At 73.0% G+C, this 14,106-nt stretch carries 13 protein-coding genes and 1 pseudogene; 9 read left to right on the top strand and 5 right to left on the bottom strand.

What is annotated here, in order from left to right; all coding sequences use genetic code 11:
* Window positions 1-34: 34 nt before the first annotated feature.
* Window positions 35-880: a spermidine synthase gene (locus HNR57_RS24530; RefSeq protein WP_184562881.1), complete on the top strand. Its 846-nt coding sequence runs from the start codon at window positions 35-37 to the stop codon at window positions 878-880.
* A 210-nt stretch (window positions 881-1,090) separates the two neighbouring features.
* On the opposite strand, the gene HNR57_RS24525 is transcribed toward HNR57_RS24530, so the two are convergent.
* Complete coding sequence (locus HNR57_RS24525; RefSeq protein WP_184562879.1) at window positions 1,091-2,104, bottom strand: DUF8017 domain-containing protein; 1,014 nt, start codon at window positions 2,102-2,104, stop codon at window positions 1,091-1,093.
* A 159-nt stretch (window positions 2,105-2,263) separates the two neighbouring features.
* Here HNR57_RS24525 and HNR57_RS24520 point away from each other — a divergent pair, with 159 nt between their 5' ends.
* The gene (locus HNR57_RS24520) at window positions 2,264-2,716 is read left to right on the top strand and encodes a DUF4442 domain-containing protein (RefSeq protein ID WP_184562877.1); all 453 of its coding nucleotides are present in this window, start codon (window positions 2,264-2,266) and stop codon (window positions 2,714-2,716) included.
* Window positions 2,717-2,810: 94 nt separating this feature from the next.
* Here the strand turns inward: HNR57_RS24520 and HNR57_RS24515 are convergent.
* Window positions 2,811-3,310 (bottom strand): annotated as a pseudogene (locus tag HNR57_RS24515) (sugar phosphate nucleotidyltransferase); the annotation flags it as partial.
* A 458-nt stretch (window positions 3,311-3,768) separates the two neighbouring features.
* On the opposite strand from HNR57_RS24515, the gene HNR57_RS24510 reads away from it, so the two are divergent.
* From HNR57_RS24510 to HNR57_RS24500, 3 genes are all read left to right on the top strand, one after another.
* Window positions 3,769-5,628, top strand: a complete 1,860-nt coding sequence (locus tag HNR57_RS24510) for an RICIN domain-containing protein (RefSeq protein WP_313674602.1) — start codon at window positions 3,769-3,771, stop codon at window positions 5,626-5,628.
* A 234-nt stretch (window positions 5,629-5,862) separates the two neighbouring features.
* Complete coding sequence (locus tag HNR57_RS24505; RefSeq protein ID WP_184562875.1) at window positions 5,863-8,259, top strand: phosphoketolase family protein; 2,397 nt, start codon at window positions 5,863-5,865, stop codon at window positions 8,257-8,259.
* 71 nt (window positions 8,260-8,330) lie between these two features.
* Window positions 8,331-8,954, top strand: coding sequence for a DedA family protein (locus tag HNR57_RS24500; protein ID WP_184562873.1), 624 nt, complete (start codon window positions 8,331-8,333; stop codon window positions 8,952-8,954).
* Between the two features lie 89 nt (window positions 8,955-9,043).
* Here HNR57_RS24500 and HNR57_RS24495 read toward each other — a convergent pair whose 3' ends face one another.
* Complete coding sequence (locus tag HNR57_RS24495; protein WP_184562871.1) at window positions 9,044-9,571, bottom strand: gamma carbonic anhydrase family protein; 528 nt, start codon at window positions 9,569-9,571, stop codon at window positions 9,044-9,046.
* A 110-nt stretch (window positions 9,572-9,681) separates the two neighbouring features.
* On the opposite strand from HNR57_RS24495, the gene HNR57_RS24490 reads away from it, so the two are divergent.
* Window positions 9,682-10,479 carry an acyltransferase gene (locus tag HNR57_RS24490; RefSeq protein ID WP_184562869.1) on the top strand — a complete coding sequence of 266 codons (798 nt, stop codon included), beginning with the start codon at window positions 9,682-9,684 and terminating at the stop codon, window positions 10,477-10,479.
* Between the two features lie 8 nt (window positions 10,480-10,487).
* Here HNR57_RS24490 and HNR57_RS24485 read toward each other — a convergent pair whose 3' ends face one another.
* Window positions 10,488-11,345 carry a DMT family transporter gene (locus HNR57_RS24485; RefSeq protein ID WP_184562867.1) on the bottom strand — a complete coding sequence of 286 codons (858 nt, stop codon included), beginning with the start codon at window positions 11,343-11,345 and terminating at the stop codon, window positions 10,488-10,490.
* 97 nt (window positions 11,346-11,442) lie between these two features.
* Here HNR57_RS24485 and HNR57_RS24480 point away from each other — a divergent pair, with 97 nt between their 5' ends.
* Complete coding sequence (locus HNR57_RS24480) at window positions 11,443-12,015, top strand: helix-turn-helix domain-containing protein (RefSeq protein WP_184562865.1); 573 nt, start codon at window positions 11,443-11,445, stop codon at window positions 12,013-12,015.
* 43 nt (window positions 12,016-12,058) lie between these two features.
* The gene (locus tag HNR57_RS24475; RefSeq protein WP_184562863.1) at window positions 12,059-12,616 is read left to right on the top strand and encodes a YbaK/EbsC family protein; all 558 of its coding nucleotides are present in this window, start codon (window positions 12,059-12,061) and stop codon (window positions 12,614-12,616) included.
* 1 nt (window position 12,617) lies between these two features.
* Here HNR57_RS24475 and HNR57_RS24470 read toward each other — a convergent pair whose 3' ends face one another.
* Entirely contained in the window at window positions 12,618-13,682 is a 1,065-nt protein-coding gene (locus HNR57_RS24470; RefSeq protein WP_184562861.1) for a cation diffusion facilitator family transporter, read from the bottom strand.
* A 63-nt stretch (window positions 13,683-13,745) separates the two neighbouring features.
* On the opposite strand from HNR57_RS24470, the gene HNR57_RS24465 reads away from it, so the two are divergent.
* Window positions 13,746-14,105 (top strand): ArsR/SmtB family transcription factor, encoded by a 360-nt coding sequence (locus tag HNR57_RS24465; protein WP_184562859.1) that lies wholly within the window; start codon window positions 13,746-13,748, stop codon window positions 14,103-14,105.
* The last annotated feature ends 1 nt before the right edge of the window (window position 14,106 follow it).

Below are 14,106 nucleotides of genomic sequence, written 5' to 3'. Positions count from 1 at the left end.
CCTGGGCCGCGTTGACCCATCGCACAATGGAGGGGTGAACGACGCCATTCCCGTGACACGGACCACCGATCACGGCACCGCCAAGCTGATGCCCGACGTCGACCGGGAGCGGGCCTGGCTGCTGACCGTGGACGGGGCGCCGCAGTCCTACGTCGATCTCGACGAGCCGGCGCACCTGGAGTTCGAGTACACGCGGCGGCTCGGTCACGTGCTGGATGTCGTGGCCGAGCCGGGGCGGGCGCTGGACGTGGCGCATCTCGGGGGCGGGGCGCTCACCCTGCCCCGGTACGTGGCCGTGACCCGGCCGGGCTCGCGGCAGGACGTCGTCGAGGCCGACCGGGGGCTGCTGGAGCTGGTGTCCGGGCATCTGCCGCTGCCGGACGGCGCGGACATCGCCCTGCACGCGGCGGACGCGCGGGTCTGGCTGGAGAACGCTCCCGCCGCCTCGGCGGACGTGCTCGTCGCGGACGTCTTCAGCGGGTCGCGGGTGCCGGCCCACCTCACCTCCGTCGCCTATGTCGGTGCGGCCGCACGGGTACTGCGGCGACACGGGGTCTATCTCGCCAACCTCCCCGACGCCGCGCCCTTCGCCTTCTTGCGGTCGCAACTCGCCACCCTGGCCACCGTTTTCGAGGAGCTCGTGCTGATCGCCGAGCCGGGGGTGCTGCGGGGACGGCGGTTCGGGAACGCCGTCCTGGCCGCCGGGCACCAGCCGGTCGACATCGCCGCCCTGGCCCGGCTCACCGCCGCCGACGCCTTCCCGGCCCGGGTCGAGCACGGTGCCGGGCTACGGGAGTTCATCGGCGATGCACGGCCGGTGGCGGACGCCGACGCCGTGCCGTCACCCGTGCCCCCGGACGGGGCGTTCGGCATCGGCTGACGGGCGCTCGGTGCCTCGCCGGTGCACGCCTACTGGGACTGCACCAACTCCTCCGGCAACCCCTGAGTCCGCATTGCAGTTGCCGGGTGGACGACGAGTCTTTCCCGGGGCGCTGGGTTTACCGCGGGCACCTGAAGGGCTGCCCCCTCACGATGCTTCGGTGAGCCGGGCCCGCCCCTGTCGCAGGGGGGCGGGCCCGTTCCGTCCGGGTCAGCCGCCGGTCGGCTCGCCGTGCAGCCGGACCGTGCTGAGGATCTTCAGGATGGTCTTCTCGGGCACCTCGCCCTTGACGCCCTTGGCACCGAAGAAGCTCCACGCGACGAAGTCGCCCGCGGAGTTCTTGAAGCCGAACGTGACCGCCTTGCCGTCGCTGGCGCACTTGCCCTTGTCGGGCGTGTCCTCCGAGTGCGCCCAGGCGACGCTGCCCTTCACGCCCGAGGCGGTGGTGTAGGGCTTGGCCTTGTCGTCGGCCTTGACGCTCTTCTTGTCCGGCTGCGTGTAGCCGCCGTACACCCACCAGGCCACCTGGTTGACCGCGACCTCGTCCGTGTCCTTGGCGCCGTCGGCGCCCTTGGTGCCCGCTCCGGCCAGGGACTCGGTCTCGGTCCTGCCGTCCTTGTCGTCGTCGCTCGTGCACCACTCGGACTTGTAGAACGCCGGTGCCGACATGGTGATCAGCGGCTTGCCGTCGTCGGACTTCTCGTCCTCGAAGAAGACGGACGACGTCGGGGACGCCACCTCCCAGTCGGCCGGGACGTCGAAGGCCGTGCCCCACTTGGGGTTGATGACGACCTTCCAGCCCTTGACCGTGGGTTTGGCGTCCTCGCCGCCGCGGGGGTTGTCGCCCGTGGCGGTGGCGCTCGGCTCCTCGGCCGGCGGGCTCGACGCGGCCTTGTCCTTCTTGCCGTTCTTGCCGCCGTCCGCCGTGTCGTCCTTGTCGCCGCCCAGCACCAGGAAGCCGGTGACACCGGCCGCGACGACCACCGCCGTGGCGGCGATGATCGCGACCAGCTTCGTCCGGTTGCCGCCGCCACCGCCCTGCGGGGGCTGCGGCGTGCCGGCCGGCGCGGGGGTGCCCCACTGCGGCTGCTGCCCATAGGGGTTGGGCTGTTGCTGGTACCCCGGCTGCTGGTACGGATTCGGCTGCTGGTACCCCGGCTGCTGATACGGGTTGTTCGCTTGCGGGTTCTGCTCGCCCCCGGGCGGCTGCTGTCCTGGCCACATGAGCAGTCACCCTAGCCGCGCTCCGGACACGTTTCGGTCACCGCCCGTGGACGGAGACGCAGCAACCCCGGGAGCGGGCGGTGCGGATGCCGTGCGGACCGGTGCGGCGGTCGTCACACGGCCTGGTCAGCCGTCTCTACTCATGAGTAACATGCGGCCATGAGCGCAGACCAGATGTCCATCGGCGAGATGCTCGCCGCCACGGTGCCCATGGCCCGGACCCTGAACCTCCAGTTCCTGGAGACCTCGCCGGAGCGGGCGGTGGTGTCGCTGCCGGACCAGGCCGAGTACCACAACCACGTGGGCGGCCCGCACGCCGGTGCGATGTTCACGCTCGGCGAGTCCGCGAGCGGGGCGATCGTGCTGGCCGCGTTCGGGGACCAGCTCTCGCGCGCCGTGCCGCTCGCCGTCAGCGCCGAGATCTCCTACAAGAAGCTGGCGATGGGCGCCGTCACCGCCACGGCCACCCTCGGCCGCCCGGCCGCCGAGGTCGTCGCCCAGCTGGACGCCGGTGAGCGCCCCGAGTTCCCGGTGGCCATCGCCCTGCAGCGGGCCGACGGTGCCGTCACCGGCGAGATGACCGTTGTGTGGACCCTGCGGCCCAACGGCTGACCGGGCTGCCACGGTGCGGGGACCCCGGCCGGGTGCCGGGGCTTTCGCAGGTCAGGCCGCCATGTCCCGGTGCCCGGGGGTGCGCGCCGTCCAGCTCCCCGAGGACCCCTCTGAGCCACGTCACGAACTCCGGCCCCAGGTCGGGGCGTTCGCAGGCCGGCCTGACCACCGCGCGCAGACAGTCGGCCTTGTCGCCGGTGTCGTGGCGCCGGCCCTCGAAGACGACCCCGTGCACCGTGCCGCCCGCGGCCGGCTCCCGCAGGGCGTCGGTCAGCTGGATCTCGCCGCCCCGGCCGGGCGGGGGTGCGCTCCAGGACGGTGAAGACGTCCGGGTCGAGGACGTGGCGGCCGATGACGGCGTACCGGCTCGGTGCGTCCTGCCGGGCCGGCTTCTCGACCAGGCCCGTGACGCGGACGACGCCCTCCTCGGCGGCCGGCTCGACGGCGGCGCAGCCGTAGCGGTGGATCTGCCCGGGCGGTGACCATCAGGACATCGTCCAGTCCCGCCGCTGCCGCCTCCTCGACGACGTACTGGATGGCCGGCTTGCCGACGACCGGCAGCATCTCCTCGGGCGTCGCCTTCGTGGCGGGCAGGAAGCGGGTGCCGGGACCGGCGGCCGGGACGACCGCCTGCGGACGATGCGGACGATGCGGACGGTGCGGGCGGGGATGGCCGGGGCGGAAGGGTGGGGGGCATTCATGCGGCCCATGCCGGCGGGCGGAGCTGAGAGCGCGCCGGGAGCCGGATGGGAGCGCGCTGTGGGGTTGGAGATTTCGTGTGCCAACCGCCTTTGCGTGCACACAACTTGTGCCCTCCGGTGGCCGGGTTTTCGAAAGCCGGTACGGATACCGCCGGTAACATATCTGAATTGCTTGCGTTTTGAACGTGGTTCATCCGAACTCCTTGTTACCGGTGAGTCGTATGTGCGAAAGTGAGCCACCTCACAGCCGGGTCCGCAGCTGACCCGGCACAGGTATGCACCAATCACGCACCTGCTTTCCAACGGACGCGCAATTCGCCTGCCGTTCTGCGGCTGGAAGGAAATGGTTCCGTGCAATCCCCCAACCCCCCACGCCCGCCCTACCCGCCACGACCCGGAGCGAGGCCCGCGGAGTCCGACCGCAATCTCCTCGCCCGGGTCGGCGAACGCGCCGAAGCGCCGCGCGCGGTCGCGCTGTTGCTGGCGCGGCACTGGCGTCCGGTCTATGAATACGCCGTGATCTGCCTGGCTTCCTCGGAGGACTCCGCGGCGATGGCGGCCGCCGCCGCCTTCCGCGAGGAACTGGCCCGGCCGGGCGGCGGCGCCCTGCGTCCGCGGCTGCTCAGGGCCGTCCGGGAGATGGTCGGTGACTGGGCCGCCGACGACGGCATTTCCCGGGTACTTCCGGAACTCCGCAAAACCGTCGGCGCCCGCGGCCTGCGCGCCACCCGCTCCACCACACCCGAAAGGCGACGCCTCGCGGAGCGCGCTTTCCGCGGCCTTCCGGGTGCTTCTCAATGCCTGCTGTGGCACACGGAGGTCGAGGCGGAGCCCATATCCGTACCGGCCGGTCTGCTGGGGGTGGACGCCGCTACCGCCTCGGCCGCCCTGCTGCAGGCGCGCGAGCAATTCCGGTCGGGATGCGTACGCGCGCACCGGGAACTCGCCCCGACGCCGGAATGCCGCTACTACAACCGCCTGCTGGACGTTCCCATGCGCCGGGGCGGGTCCCTGCTGCCGGATGTGCAGCGGCATCTCATGGCGTGCCGCTACTGCCGTCACGCCGCCGAACAACTCAGCCATTTCGAGGGCGGTCTGCAGGACCTGCTCGTGGAGACGGTGCTCGGCTGGGGCGCCCGCCGCTACCTCGCGTCACGGCCGGGCCGCGACGAGGGCCGGAGCGCCCTGCCCGCCGGCGGACGGCACCGCCTGCGGCCCCGGGCCGCCGACCCGGCGACCGGCCGGCCCGGGTCGCCGAGGAGGCACACGAAGGCACTGGCCGCCGCGGTCGGGGTGACCTCCCTCGTGCTGCTGGCGACGCTGCTCACCGCCCGGGGCTGGACGGAGGAGAGCGGCGCGAGCGGCCCGCAGGCCACCTGGGGCGCGGTCAGCGGCCACGCCGTCGACCCGGACGGCGCGGGATCCACTGCCGTGGACCCCGGCTCCACGGCAGGCTCGTCCGAGGAGCCGCCGTCCGCCGGTGCCCCGTCGGCCGCCTCCGCCGACGGCTCCGTCGAGGTGGCCCGGGGGCGCCTGCGCAACCTCGGCGACGGCCTGTGTCTCGGCGTCCGGGGCGGCCGGGCCCGGGCAGAGGCCCGCGTCGTGCTGACCGCCTGCTCAGCGGGCGGGTCCCAGCAGTGGTCGTACCAGGATGACGGCGTCCTGCGCAGCGGCGCCGACCCCGCTCTGTGCCTCGGTTCCGACCCCGCCGGGGGCTCGGTCGTCCTGGCCGGCTGCCTGGTGCACGCCGGAGTCGTCCGCTACGACCTGACCGTGCGCGGCGAACTCCTGCCGCGCGGCGGAGGCGGACTGGCCGTCGCCTCCGGCACGGGCCGGGACGTGATCGTCACCGACCGCGACGGCTCCGCGGCCCAGCGCTGGACGGTGGAACCGCCGGTTGCCCCCAGGAGCCAGGGAGAGCCCCGGCGGAAGCGGGCCGAGGACACTCCGCGCGAGAGCCGTGGGGAGCGCGAGCAGCGGCCGTACGACGAGCAGGCCCCGCCCGGGCAGCGGCCCGAACCTCCGCGCACCGAGCCCGGGGAACCGTCCCAGGAGCGGTACGAGACGCGGTTCGCGCCAGTGGACTGCTGCGAGGAAGCCCACCCCGGGGCCGGTGGGACCGGCTCGCGGCCCGGCGACGATGTCCTCGGGCCCGCGACCGCCCCCGTGACCGACGCCGTGACGGCACTCCACTCCGCCGCCCTGCCGTAGAGCGGACCGGGGGCGCCCGTCCGGGCGGCCCCGGGGGCGGAGGTTCACCTGCCTCGGGCGGCTGACGGGGGCCCCCGGCGACGGCCGGCCCGCGCACCGCCGTCGTACTCCGAACGCGCGGGCGGGTGGCTGACACGCATCGGTGGGACGGGCATGGCCGAGAGGCGTCTGGCATCGAACCGGAACAAACTGGTACTCCTCCTGAGGCCGCCCGCAGAACCCAGGGAGTCACTCATGCCCGAGGCCCCGCGCCTGGACAGCAGGACCGACAGCAGGACCGCACCGACCGACGAGGAACTGCGCACGCTGGACGCCCACTGGCGGGCCGCCAACTACCTGGCGGCCGGTCAGATCTACCTGCTGGCCAACCCCCTGCTCACCGAGCCGTTGCGGCCCGAGCACATCAAGCCGCGGCTGCTGGGCCACTGGGGCACCTCACCCGGGCTGAACCTCGTGTACACGCACCTCAACCGTGTGATCAAGGCGCGCGAGCTGGACGCCCTGTGCATCTGGGGCCCGGGCCACGGCGGGCCGTCGGTCCTCGCCAACTCCTGGCTGGAGGGCAGCTACAGCGAGAAGTACCCGGACGCCTCCCGGGACGCGCAGGGCATGGAACTGCTGATGCGGCAGTTCTCCTTCCCCGGCGGCGTGCCCAGCCACGTCGCCCCGGAGGTGCCCGGCTCGATCCACGAGGGCGGCGAACTCGGCTACTCCCTCGCCCACGCCTACGGCGCCGCCCTCGACAACCCGGACCTGCTGGTGACCTGCGTGATCGGCGACGGCGAGGCGGAGACCGGTCCGCTGGCCGGCTCCTGGCACGCCAACAAGTTCCTCGACCCCGTCCACGACGGTGCCGTCCTGCCGATCCTGCACCTCAACGGCTACAAGATCGCCAACCCGACCGTGCTGTCCCGGCTCCCGGAGGAGGAGCTCGACGCGCTGCTGCGCGGCTACGGCCACGAGCCGATCCACGTGGCCGGCGACGATCCGGCCACCGTCCACCGCGCCATGGCCGAGGCCATGGACACCGCGCTCGACCGCATCACCGAGGCCCAGCGCGCCGCCCGCGAGGACGGCGTGACCGAGCGCCCGCACTGGCCGGTGATCGTGCTGCGCACCCCCAAGGGCTGGACCGGCCCGGCCGAGGTCGACGGCGAACCGGTCGAGGGCACCTGGCGCGCCCACCAGGTGCCGCTGTCCGGCGTCCGCGACAACCCCGAGCACCTGCGGCAGCTGGAGTCCTGGCTGCGCTCGTACCGGCCCGGGGAACTGTTCGACGCCGAGGGCCGCCCGGTCGCGGACGTCCTCGCCTGCGTCCCCGACGGCACCCGGCGCCTCGGTGCCACCCCCTACGCCAACGGCGGACTGCTCGTCCGCGACCTGCCGATCCCGTCCCTGGACGACTTCGCCGTCCCCGTCGACAAACCCGGCACGTCGATGCACGAGCCGACCCGGGTCCTCGGCGACCTCCTCGCCCGGGTCATGCGCGACACCTCCGGCCGCCGTGACTTCCGCCTGGTCGGCCCGGACGAGACCGCCTCCAACCGGCTCCAGGCCGTCTACTCCGCCAGCGGCAAGACCTGGCAGGCCGGGACGCTGCCCGTGGACGAGCACCTGGACCGGCACGGCCGGGTGATGGAGATCCTCTCCGAGCACCTGTGCCAGGGCTGGCTGGAGGGCTACCTCCTCACCGGCCGGCACGGGCTGTTCTCCTGCTACGAGGCGTTCGTGCACATCGTCGACTCCATGGTCAACCAGCACATCAAGTGGCTGCGCACCTCCCGCAGGCTGCCCTGGCGTGCCCCCATCGCCTCCCTCAACTACCTGCTGACCTCACACGTATGGCGGCAGGACCACAACGGCTTCTCCCACCAGGACCCCGGCTTCGTCGACCACGTCCTCAACAAAAGCCCCGAAGTCGTCCGCGTCTATCTCCCGCCGGACGCCAACACCCTGCTGTCGGTGGCCGACCACGCCCTGCGCAGCCGCGACTACGTCAACGTGATCGTGGCCGGCAAGCAGCCCTGCTTCGACTGGCTGTCGATCGAGGAGGCCCGGGTGCACTGCGCCCGCGGCGCCGGCATCTGGGAGTGGGCGGGCACCGAGGACGGCACCGAGCCGGACGTCGTGCTGGCCTGCGCCGGTGACGTCCCGACCCAGGAGACGCTGGCCGCCGCGCACCTGCTCCGCCGGTACCTGCCCGAGCTGTCCGTCCGGGTCGTCAACGTCGTCGACCTCGCCCGGCTGCTGCCCCAGGGGGAGCACCCGCACGGCATGAGCGACTTCGAGTACGACGGCCTGTTCACCACGACCAAGCCGGTGATCTTCGCCTACCACGGCTATCCGTGGCTGATCCACCGCCTCGCCTACCGCCGCACCGGCCATCAGAACCTGCACGTGCGCGGCTACAAGGAGGCCGGCACCACGACCACGCCCTTCGACATGGTCGTCCGCAACGACCTCGACCGGTACCGCCTGGTCATGGACGTCATCGACCGCGTCCCGGGCCTCGCGGTGCGTGCCACGGCCGTACGCCAGCGGATGGCCGACGCCCGCACCCGGCACCACTCCTGGATCCGCGAGCACGGCACCGACCTGCCCGAGGTCGCCGAGTGGAGCTGGAACGCCTGAGCCACGAGGGACGTCCTATGAGCCGGTAGGCTTCCCGGGGCACGCAGGAAGCTCAGGGAAAGGAACCGGCGTTGCACGTCCAGGAGTGGCTCGAAACCGTACCCGCGGTCGCCGTCTACGCGCTGGTGGGCGTGGTCATCGGCCTGGAGAGCCTGGGGATCCCGCTGCCCGGCGAGATCATCCTCGTCTCCTCGGCGCTGCTCGCGTCGCAGCACGGCGAGATCGACCCGGTCGTCCTCGGCGCCTGCGCCACGGCCGGTGCGATCATCGGCGACTCGATCGGCTACGCCATCGGCCGCAAGGGCGGGCGGCCCCTGCTGGCCTGGCTGGGCAACAAGTTCCCCAAGCACTTCAGCGAGGGGCACATCGCCACCGCCGAGCGTTCCTTCGAGAAGTGGGGCATGTGGGCCGTCTTCTTCGGCCGCTTCGTCGCCCTGCTGCGCATCTTCGCCGGCCCCCTCGCCGGTGTGCTCCGCATGCCGTACTGGAAGTTCGCCGTCGCCAACGTCCTCGGGGGCATCCTGTGGGCCGGCGGCACGACGGCGGTCATCTACTACGTCGGCATCGTCGCGGAGTCCTGGCTGAAGCGCTTCTCGTGGCTGGGCCTGGTGGCGGCGGTCCTGGTCGGTGTCACGTCCATGCTGGTGCTCAAGCGCAAGGCCAGGAAGGCGCAGCCCGCGGTCGCCGGGGAGTAGCACCCCGTCAGGGGCGCGGGGCTGTGCTCATATGCGGCTCCGCCGCGCGGGCGCGGGCAACCACCCACCACCCGCACTCGCCGGACAACCTACGCGTGCACGTCGCGATGCGCCTTCGCCAGCTCGGCGTACATCGTGCCGTTGAGGGTGATCCCCTGCCGCTCCTCCTCCGACAGCTCCCGCCGGACCTTCGCCGGCACCCCCGCCACCAGCGAACCGGGCGGCACGACCATGCCCTGCGGGACCAGCGCCTGCGCGGCGACGAGCGACCCGGCCCCGATCACCGCGCCGTTCAGGACCGTCGCGCCCATGCCGATCAGACAGTCGTCCTCGACCGTCGCCCCGTGCACCACCGCGTTGTGCCCGATGCTCACCCGCTCACCGACGCTCACGGGGAACCCCGGGTCGGCGTGGAGGGTGCAGTTGTCCTGGACGTTGCTGCTCGCGCCGACGGAGATCGCCTCGACGTCGCCGCGCACCACGGCTCCGTACCAGACGCTCGCCCCCGCGCCCAGGGTCACGCCCCCGATCACCGACGCCGTCGGCGCCACGAACGCCGTCCCGTCGATCTCCGGCTCCCTGCCGCCGATCCCCGTGATCATCGCCCGCTGACCCATGCCCGCCTCCCAGCGTCGTAGACAACGGGCAAACCGTACGCCACCCGGTGGGGCGAAGATCACAGGCCTCCGGCGCCGCGGGCGGAGCTACCGCTGAGTACCGTGAGCTCGTGCCGAAGCGCAAGAACACGTTCTCATCCTGGCGGCGGGGCCTCACACAGCGCGCCGTCCACGCGGGCTGGGCCTGGGTGCAGCGCACGGGCTCCGTCACCGCCGAGCACCCCGGCCGCTACCGGTTCGGCACGATGGGAACAGGTACCAGACTCGCCTTCCCGCTCGGCACGGTCTTCGGCGAGCCCTGGATCCACCTCGGCAGCTACTGCATCATCGGCGAGCAGGTCACCCTCACCGCGGGCCTGATGCCCGACCTCGACCTCGGCCCGGACCCGATTCTGCGCATCGGTGACGGCGTCGTGCTGGGCCGCGGCAGTCACGTCATCGCCGACACGACGGTCACGATCGGCAGCGACTGCTACTTCGGCCCGTACGTCTACGTCACCTCCACGAACCACTCCTACGACGATCCGCACCAGCCGATCGGCAAGCAGTGGCCGCGCATGGAGCCGGTGGAGATCGGGCCCGGCTGCTGGATCGGCACCGGAGCGGTGATCCTGCCGGGCGCCCGGATCGGGCGGAACGTGGTGGTGGCCGCGGGTGCGGTCGTGCGGGGCGCGGTGCCCGACCACTGTGTGGTGGCGGGCGCACCGGCCCGCGTCGTACGGCGCTGGACCCCCGCCGACGGCTGGCAGCCGCCGCTGCGCACCCCGGCGCCGGTGCCGATACCGGACGGCGTCACCCCCGAGCAGCTCAACGCGCTGGCGGACCTGGACGAGGAGACGGCGGCCCGGCTGGCCGAGCTGGACGAGGAGGCGGCGGCCGGACTCGCGGAACTGGAGCCGGGTTCCTGACGGTCCGGTCAGCCCGACGCCAGCAGCACCGTCCCCACCAGGGCCAGTCCCGCCCCCGCGGCCTGCACCGCCCGCAGCCGTTCGCGCAGGACGCCCCGCGCGGCCACGGCCGTCACCACCGGGTACAGGGAGGCCAGCACGGCGGCCACCGTCACCGGGCCGTGCTGCGCGGCGATCGAGTACGTGCCGTTGGCGGCGACGTCCGCGAGGCCGACGAAGGCGAGGGCGGGCAGGGTGCGCCAGGGGAAGCCGTCCGCGGGGAGGGCGCGCCCGCCACGTCGCACCGACACGAACAGCGCGAGACCGCCCGCGGCGACGTTCGTCACCCGCTGGACGAACAGGGCGAGGAACAAGCCGGTCAGCGTCGTCGACGCCTCGGCGATCAGGGCCATCACCGCGCCGAAGCCGAACGCCGCGAGCAGGGTCAGGGCGATGGCCTGACGCTGGACGGGGGCGCCGCGGAACTGGGGGCCGCCGGCGAGACAGACTCCCGCCACGGCGACCAGGATGCCGACGAACTGCAGCAGGCCCGGACGCTCGCCCAGCATGAGGCCCACCCCGACCGGCACGGCCACACCGATCGACCCCAGCGGCGAGACCACGCCCATCGGGCCCAGCGCGAGCGCCTTGTAGAAGGCGAGCATCGCCACCGGCCCGACCAGCCCGGCCGCGACGGCGAACCACAGCTGCGGCCCCGCCTCGCTCCAGCCGCCGGTCGCCACCACGAGGGCGCCGAGCACCACCACGGCGATCGACTGCGAGACCACGACCACCGTGAGCGCGGGCGTGCGCCGGGTCAGCAGACCGCCGCCGAAGTCGGCCAGTCCCCACAACAGGCTGGTGGCCAGGGCGAAGAGCGCTGTCATGGGGCGGATACCTCGCAGTACAGTTCAGTGAACGATCAGGTCAACCACACCATAGTGCAGTCCGCTGCACTGTGTCATACAGAATATTGGACGGAATGTGTCGGACCTCGACCTGCTGACCCAGTCCCTGGCGCGGAGCGTCAAGCACTGGCGCGCGGTGCGCGGCTTCACCCTGGACGTGCTCGCCGCCCGGGCGGGCGTCAGCCGCGGCATGCTCATCCAGATCGAGCAGGCCCGCACCAACCCCAGCCTCGGCACCGTCGTCAAGATCGGCGACGCGCTCGGTGTCAGCATCACCACCCTGCTCGACTACGAGCAGGGTCCGAACGTCCGCATCGTCCCGGCCGAGCAGGCCGTACGGCTGTGGCACACCGACGCCGGCAGTTACAACCGCCTCCTCGCGGGCACCGAGGCGCCCGGCCCGCTGGAGATGTGGGACTGGCGGCTCATGCCCGGCGAGAGCAGCCCGTCGGACCCGCACCCCGCCGGCACCACGGAACTGCTGCACGTCACGGCGGGCGAACTGACCCTCACCGTCGACGGCGTCGAGCACCGGGTGCCTGCGGGCGCCAGCGTCCACTTCGAGGCCAACGTCCCGCACACCTACGGCAACACCGGTGACGTGCCCATGGAGATGGTCATGGCCGTCTCGGTGCCGCCCGTGACCTGAGACGCCCGGCCCGCCGCCGGTGCGCTGTTGTTACCGTGCGGCCATGCGCGCACCCATCGGACACTTCGACGACGCCCGCCCGGCCCCCGCCTGCCTCGACGAACTCACCGCCCCGGTCGCGGACGCCGTACGCCACTGGCGGGGCAGCGTCCCGGCCGAGCAGATCGTCTACGTCGACACCGACCCGGAGTGGGCCGACACCGCCACCTTCGTCGAGCACTACGGGCAGGACCTGCTGGAGCGGTCCGCGAACTGCGTGGTCGTCGCGGGCAAGCGAGGCGGCGAGTCCACGCTCGCCGCGTGCGTCGTGCTGTCCACCACCCGGGTCGACGTCAACGGCGTGGTGCGCCGCCAGCTCGGTGCCCGCAAGGCCTCCTTCGCCTCCATGGACACGGCCACCGGCGAGACCGGCATGGAGTACGGCGGCATCACCCCGCTCGGCCTGCCGGACGGCTGGCCCGTCCTGGTGGACGCGGCCGTCGTCGACCTGCCGTACGTGCTCGTCGGCAGCGGCCGGCGGCGCGGCAAGCTGCTGGTCCCGGGCAAGGCGTTCGCGGAACTGCCGCATGCCGTGGTGCTGGAGGGTCTCGGAGTCTCCTGACCTACGCCGCGACGTGGTGGGCCAGCGGCAGATGGGGGTCGCTCTCGCCCGGGGCCGGTTCCGGATCCGCGTGCACCAGGGCCGCGGTCAGGCGCGGCACGGCGTGCAGCAGCGCGTGTTCGGCGTCCACGGCGATGCGGTGGGCCTCGCGCACCGTCGCGTCACCGTCCACCACGACCGCCACCTCGGCGCGCAGCCGGTGGCCGATCCAGCGCAGCCGCAGCTCACCCACCCCGCGCACCCCGGGCACCTCGGTCAGCGCCCGCTCGGCCCGGTCCACCAGGGCCGGGTCGACGGCGTCCAGCACCCGTCGGAACACCTCCCGGGCCGCGTCCCGCAGCACCAGTGCGATCGCCGCGGTGATCAGCAGCCCGACGACCGGGTCCGCCAGTTGCCAGCCGAGGGCGGAGCCTCCGGCGCCCAGCAGCACGGCCAGCGAGGTGAATCCGTCGGTGCGGGCGTGCAGGCCGTCGGCGACCAGCGCGGCCGAGCCGATCGAGCGGCCGACGCGGATGCGGTAGCGGGCCACCCACTCGTTCCCCGCGAAGCCGACGAGGGCGGCCACGGCGACCACCGGGACGTGGGCGACCGGGCGGGGATCCAGCAGCCGGTCCACAGCCGTCCAGCCCGCGAAGGCCGCGGAGGCGGCGATCGTCAGCACGATCACGAGACCGGCCAGGTCCTCGGCCCGCCCGTAGCCGTAGGTGAAACGGCGCGTGGCCGCGCGCCGGCCCAGTACGAAGGCGATCCCGAGCGGCAGGGCGGTCAGCGCGTCGGCGGCGTTGTGGACCGTGTCCCCGAGCAGCGCCACCGACCCGGAGACGGCCACCACGGCCGCCTGGGCCAGGGCCGTCACGCCGAGGACGGCGAGCGAGACCCACAGCGCCCGCATCCCGCGGGCCGAGGACTCCAGGGCGGAGTCGACCTTGTCGGCCGTCTCGTGGGAGTGCGGGGCCAGGAGGTGGGTCATCCGGTGGCGCAGGCCGTGGCGGTGGCCGTGCCCGTGGGTGTGGCCGTGCCCGTGGGTGTGGTCGTGCGAGTGGGAGTGCTCGTGCCGGTCGCTCACGTGGATCCCCTTCCGGTGCGCGCGAGAGTGGACGTACCCGTGCCGTGGCGCCATTATGTGCGTATGAGCGCACGCATGCACCTGTCATCTGCGCATGATGCGCACCCGCGCAGCCCCGGCGAGGAGCAGTTCGCCCTCGCCGCGGAGCTCCTCGCCCTGCTCGGCGACCGCACCCGGCTCACCCTGCTGCACGCGCTGACCGGGGGAGAGGCCGACGTCACGACGCTCACGGAGGCGTGCGGGGCGGCCAGGCCGGCCGTCAGCCAGCACCTGGCGCGCCTGCGCCTCGCGGGCCTGGTGAGCACGCGCAAGGAAGGCCGCCGGGTGATCTACTCACTCCGCGACGGGCATCTGCGCCGGCTCGTCGGCGAGGCGCTGAACGTGGCCGACCACCGCCTCAGCGACCGCCCGCCGCACGACTGAG

Source organism: Streptomyces paradoxus, from assembly GCF_014202475.1.
GTDB lineage: Bacteria > Actinomycetota > Actinomycetes > Streptomycetales > Streptomycetaceae > Streptomyces > Streptomyces paradoxus.
The sequence above is the reverse complement of the archived record's forward strand: the minus strand, read 5'-3'. Positions and strand labels throughout refer to the sequence as shown.

Coding starts and splice junctions, on each gene's coding strand:
- HNR57_RS24505 (WP_184562875.1), top strand. CDS start 5,863: ATGCCCGAGGCCCCGCGCCTGGACAGCAGGACCGACAGCAGGACCGCA.
- HNR57_RS24465 (WP_184562859.1), top strand. CDS start 13,746: ATGAGCGCACGCATGCACCTGTCATCTGCGCATGATGCGCACCCGCGC.
- HNR57_RS24525 (WP_184562879.1), bottom strand. CDS start 2,104: ATGTGGCCAGGACAGCAGCCGCCCGGGGGCGAGCAGAACCCGCAAGCG.
- HNR57_RS24520 (WP_184562877.1), top strand. CDS start 2,264: ATGAGCGCAGACCAGATGTCCATCGGCGAGATGCTCGCCGCCACGGTG.
- HNR57_RS24475 (WP_184562863.1), top strand. CDS start 12,059: ATGCGCGCACCCATCGGACACTTCGACGACGCCCGCCCGGCCCCCGCC.
- HNR57_RS24495 (WP_184562871.1), bottom strand. CDS start 9,571: ATGGGTCAGCGGGCGATGATCACGGGGATCGGCGGCAGGGAGCCGGAG.
- HNR57_RS24485 (WP_184562867.1), bottom strand. CDS start 11,345: ATGACAGCGCTCTTCGCCCTGGCCACCAGCCTGTTGTGGGGACTGGCC.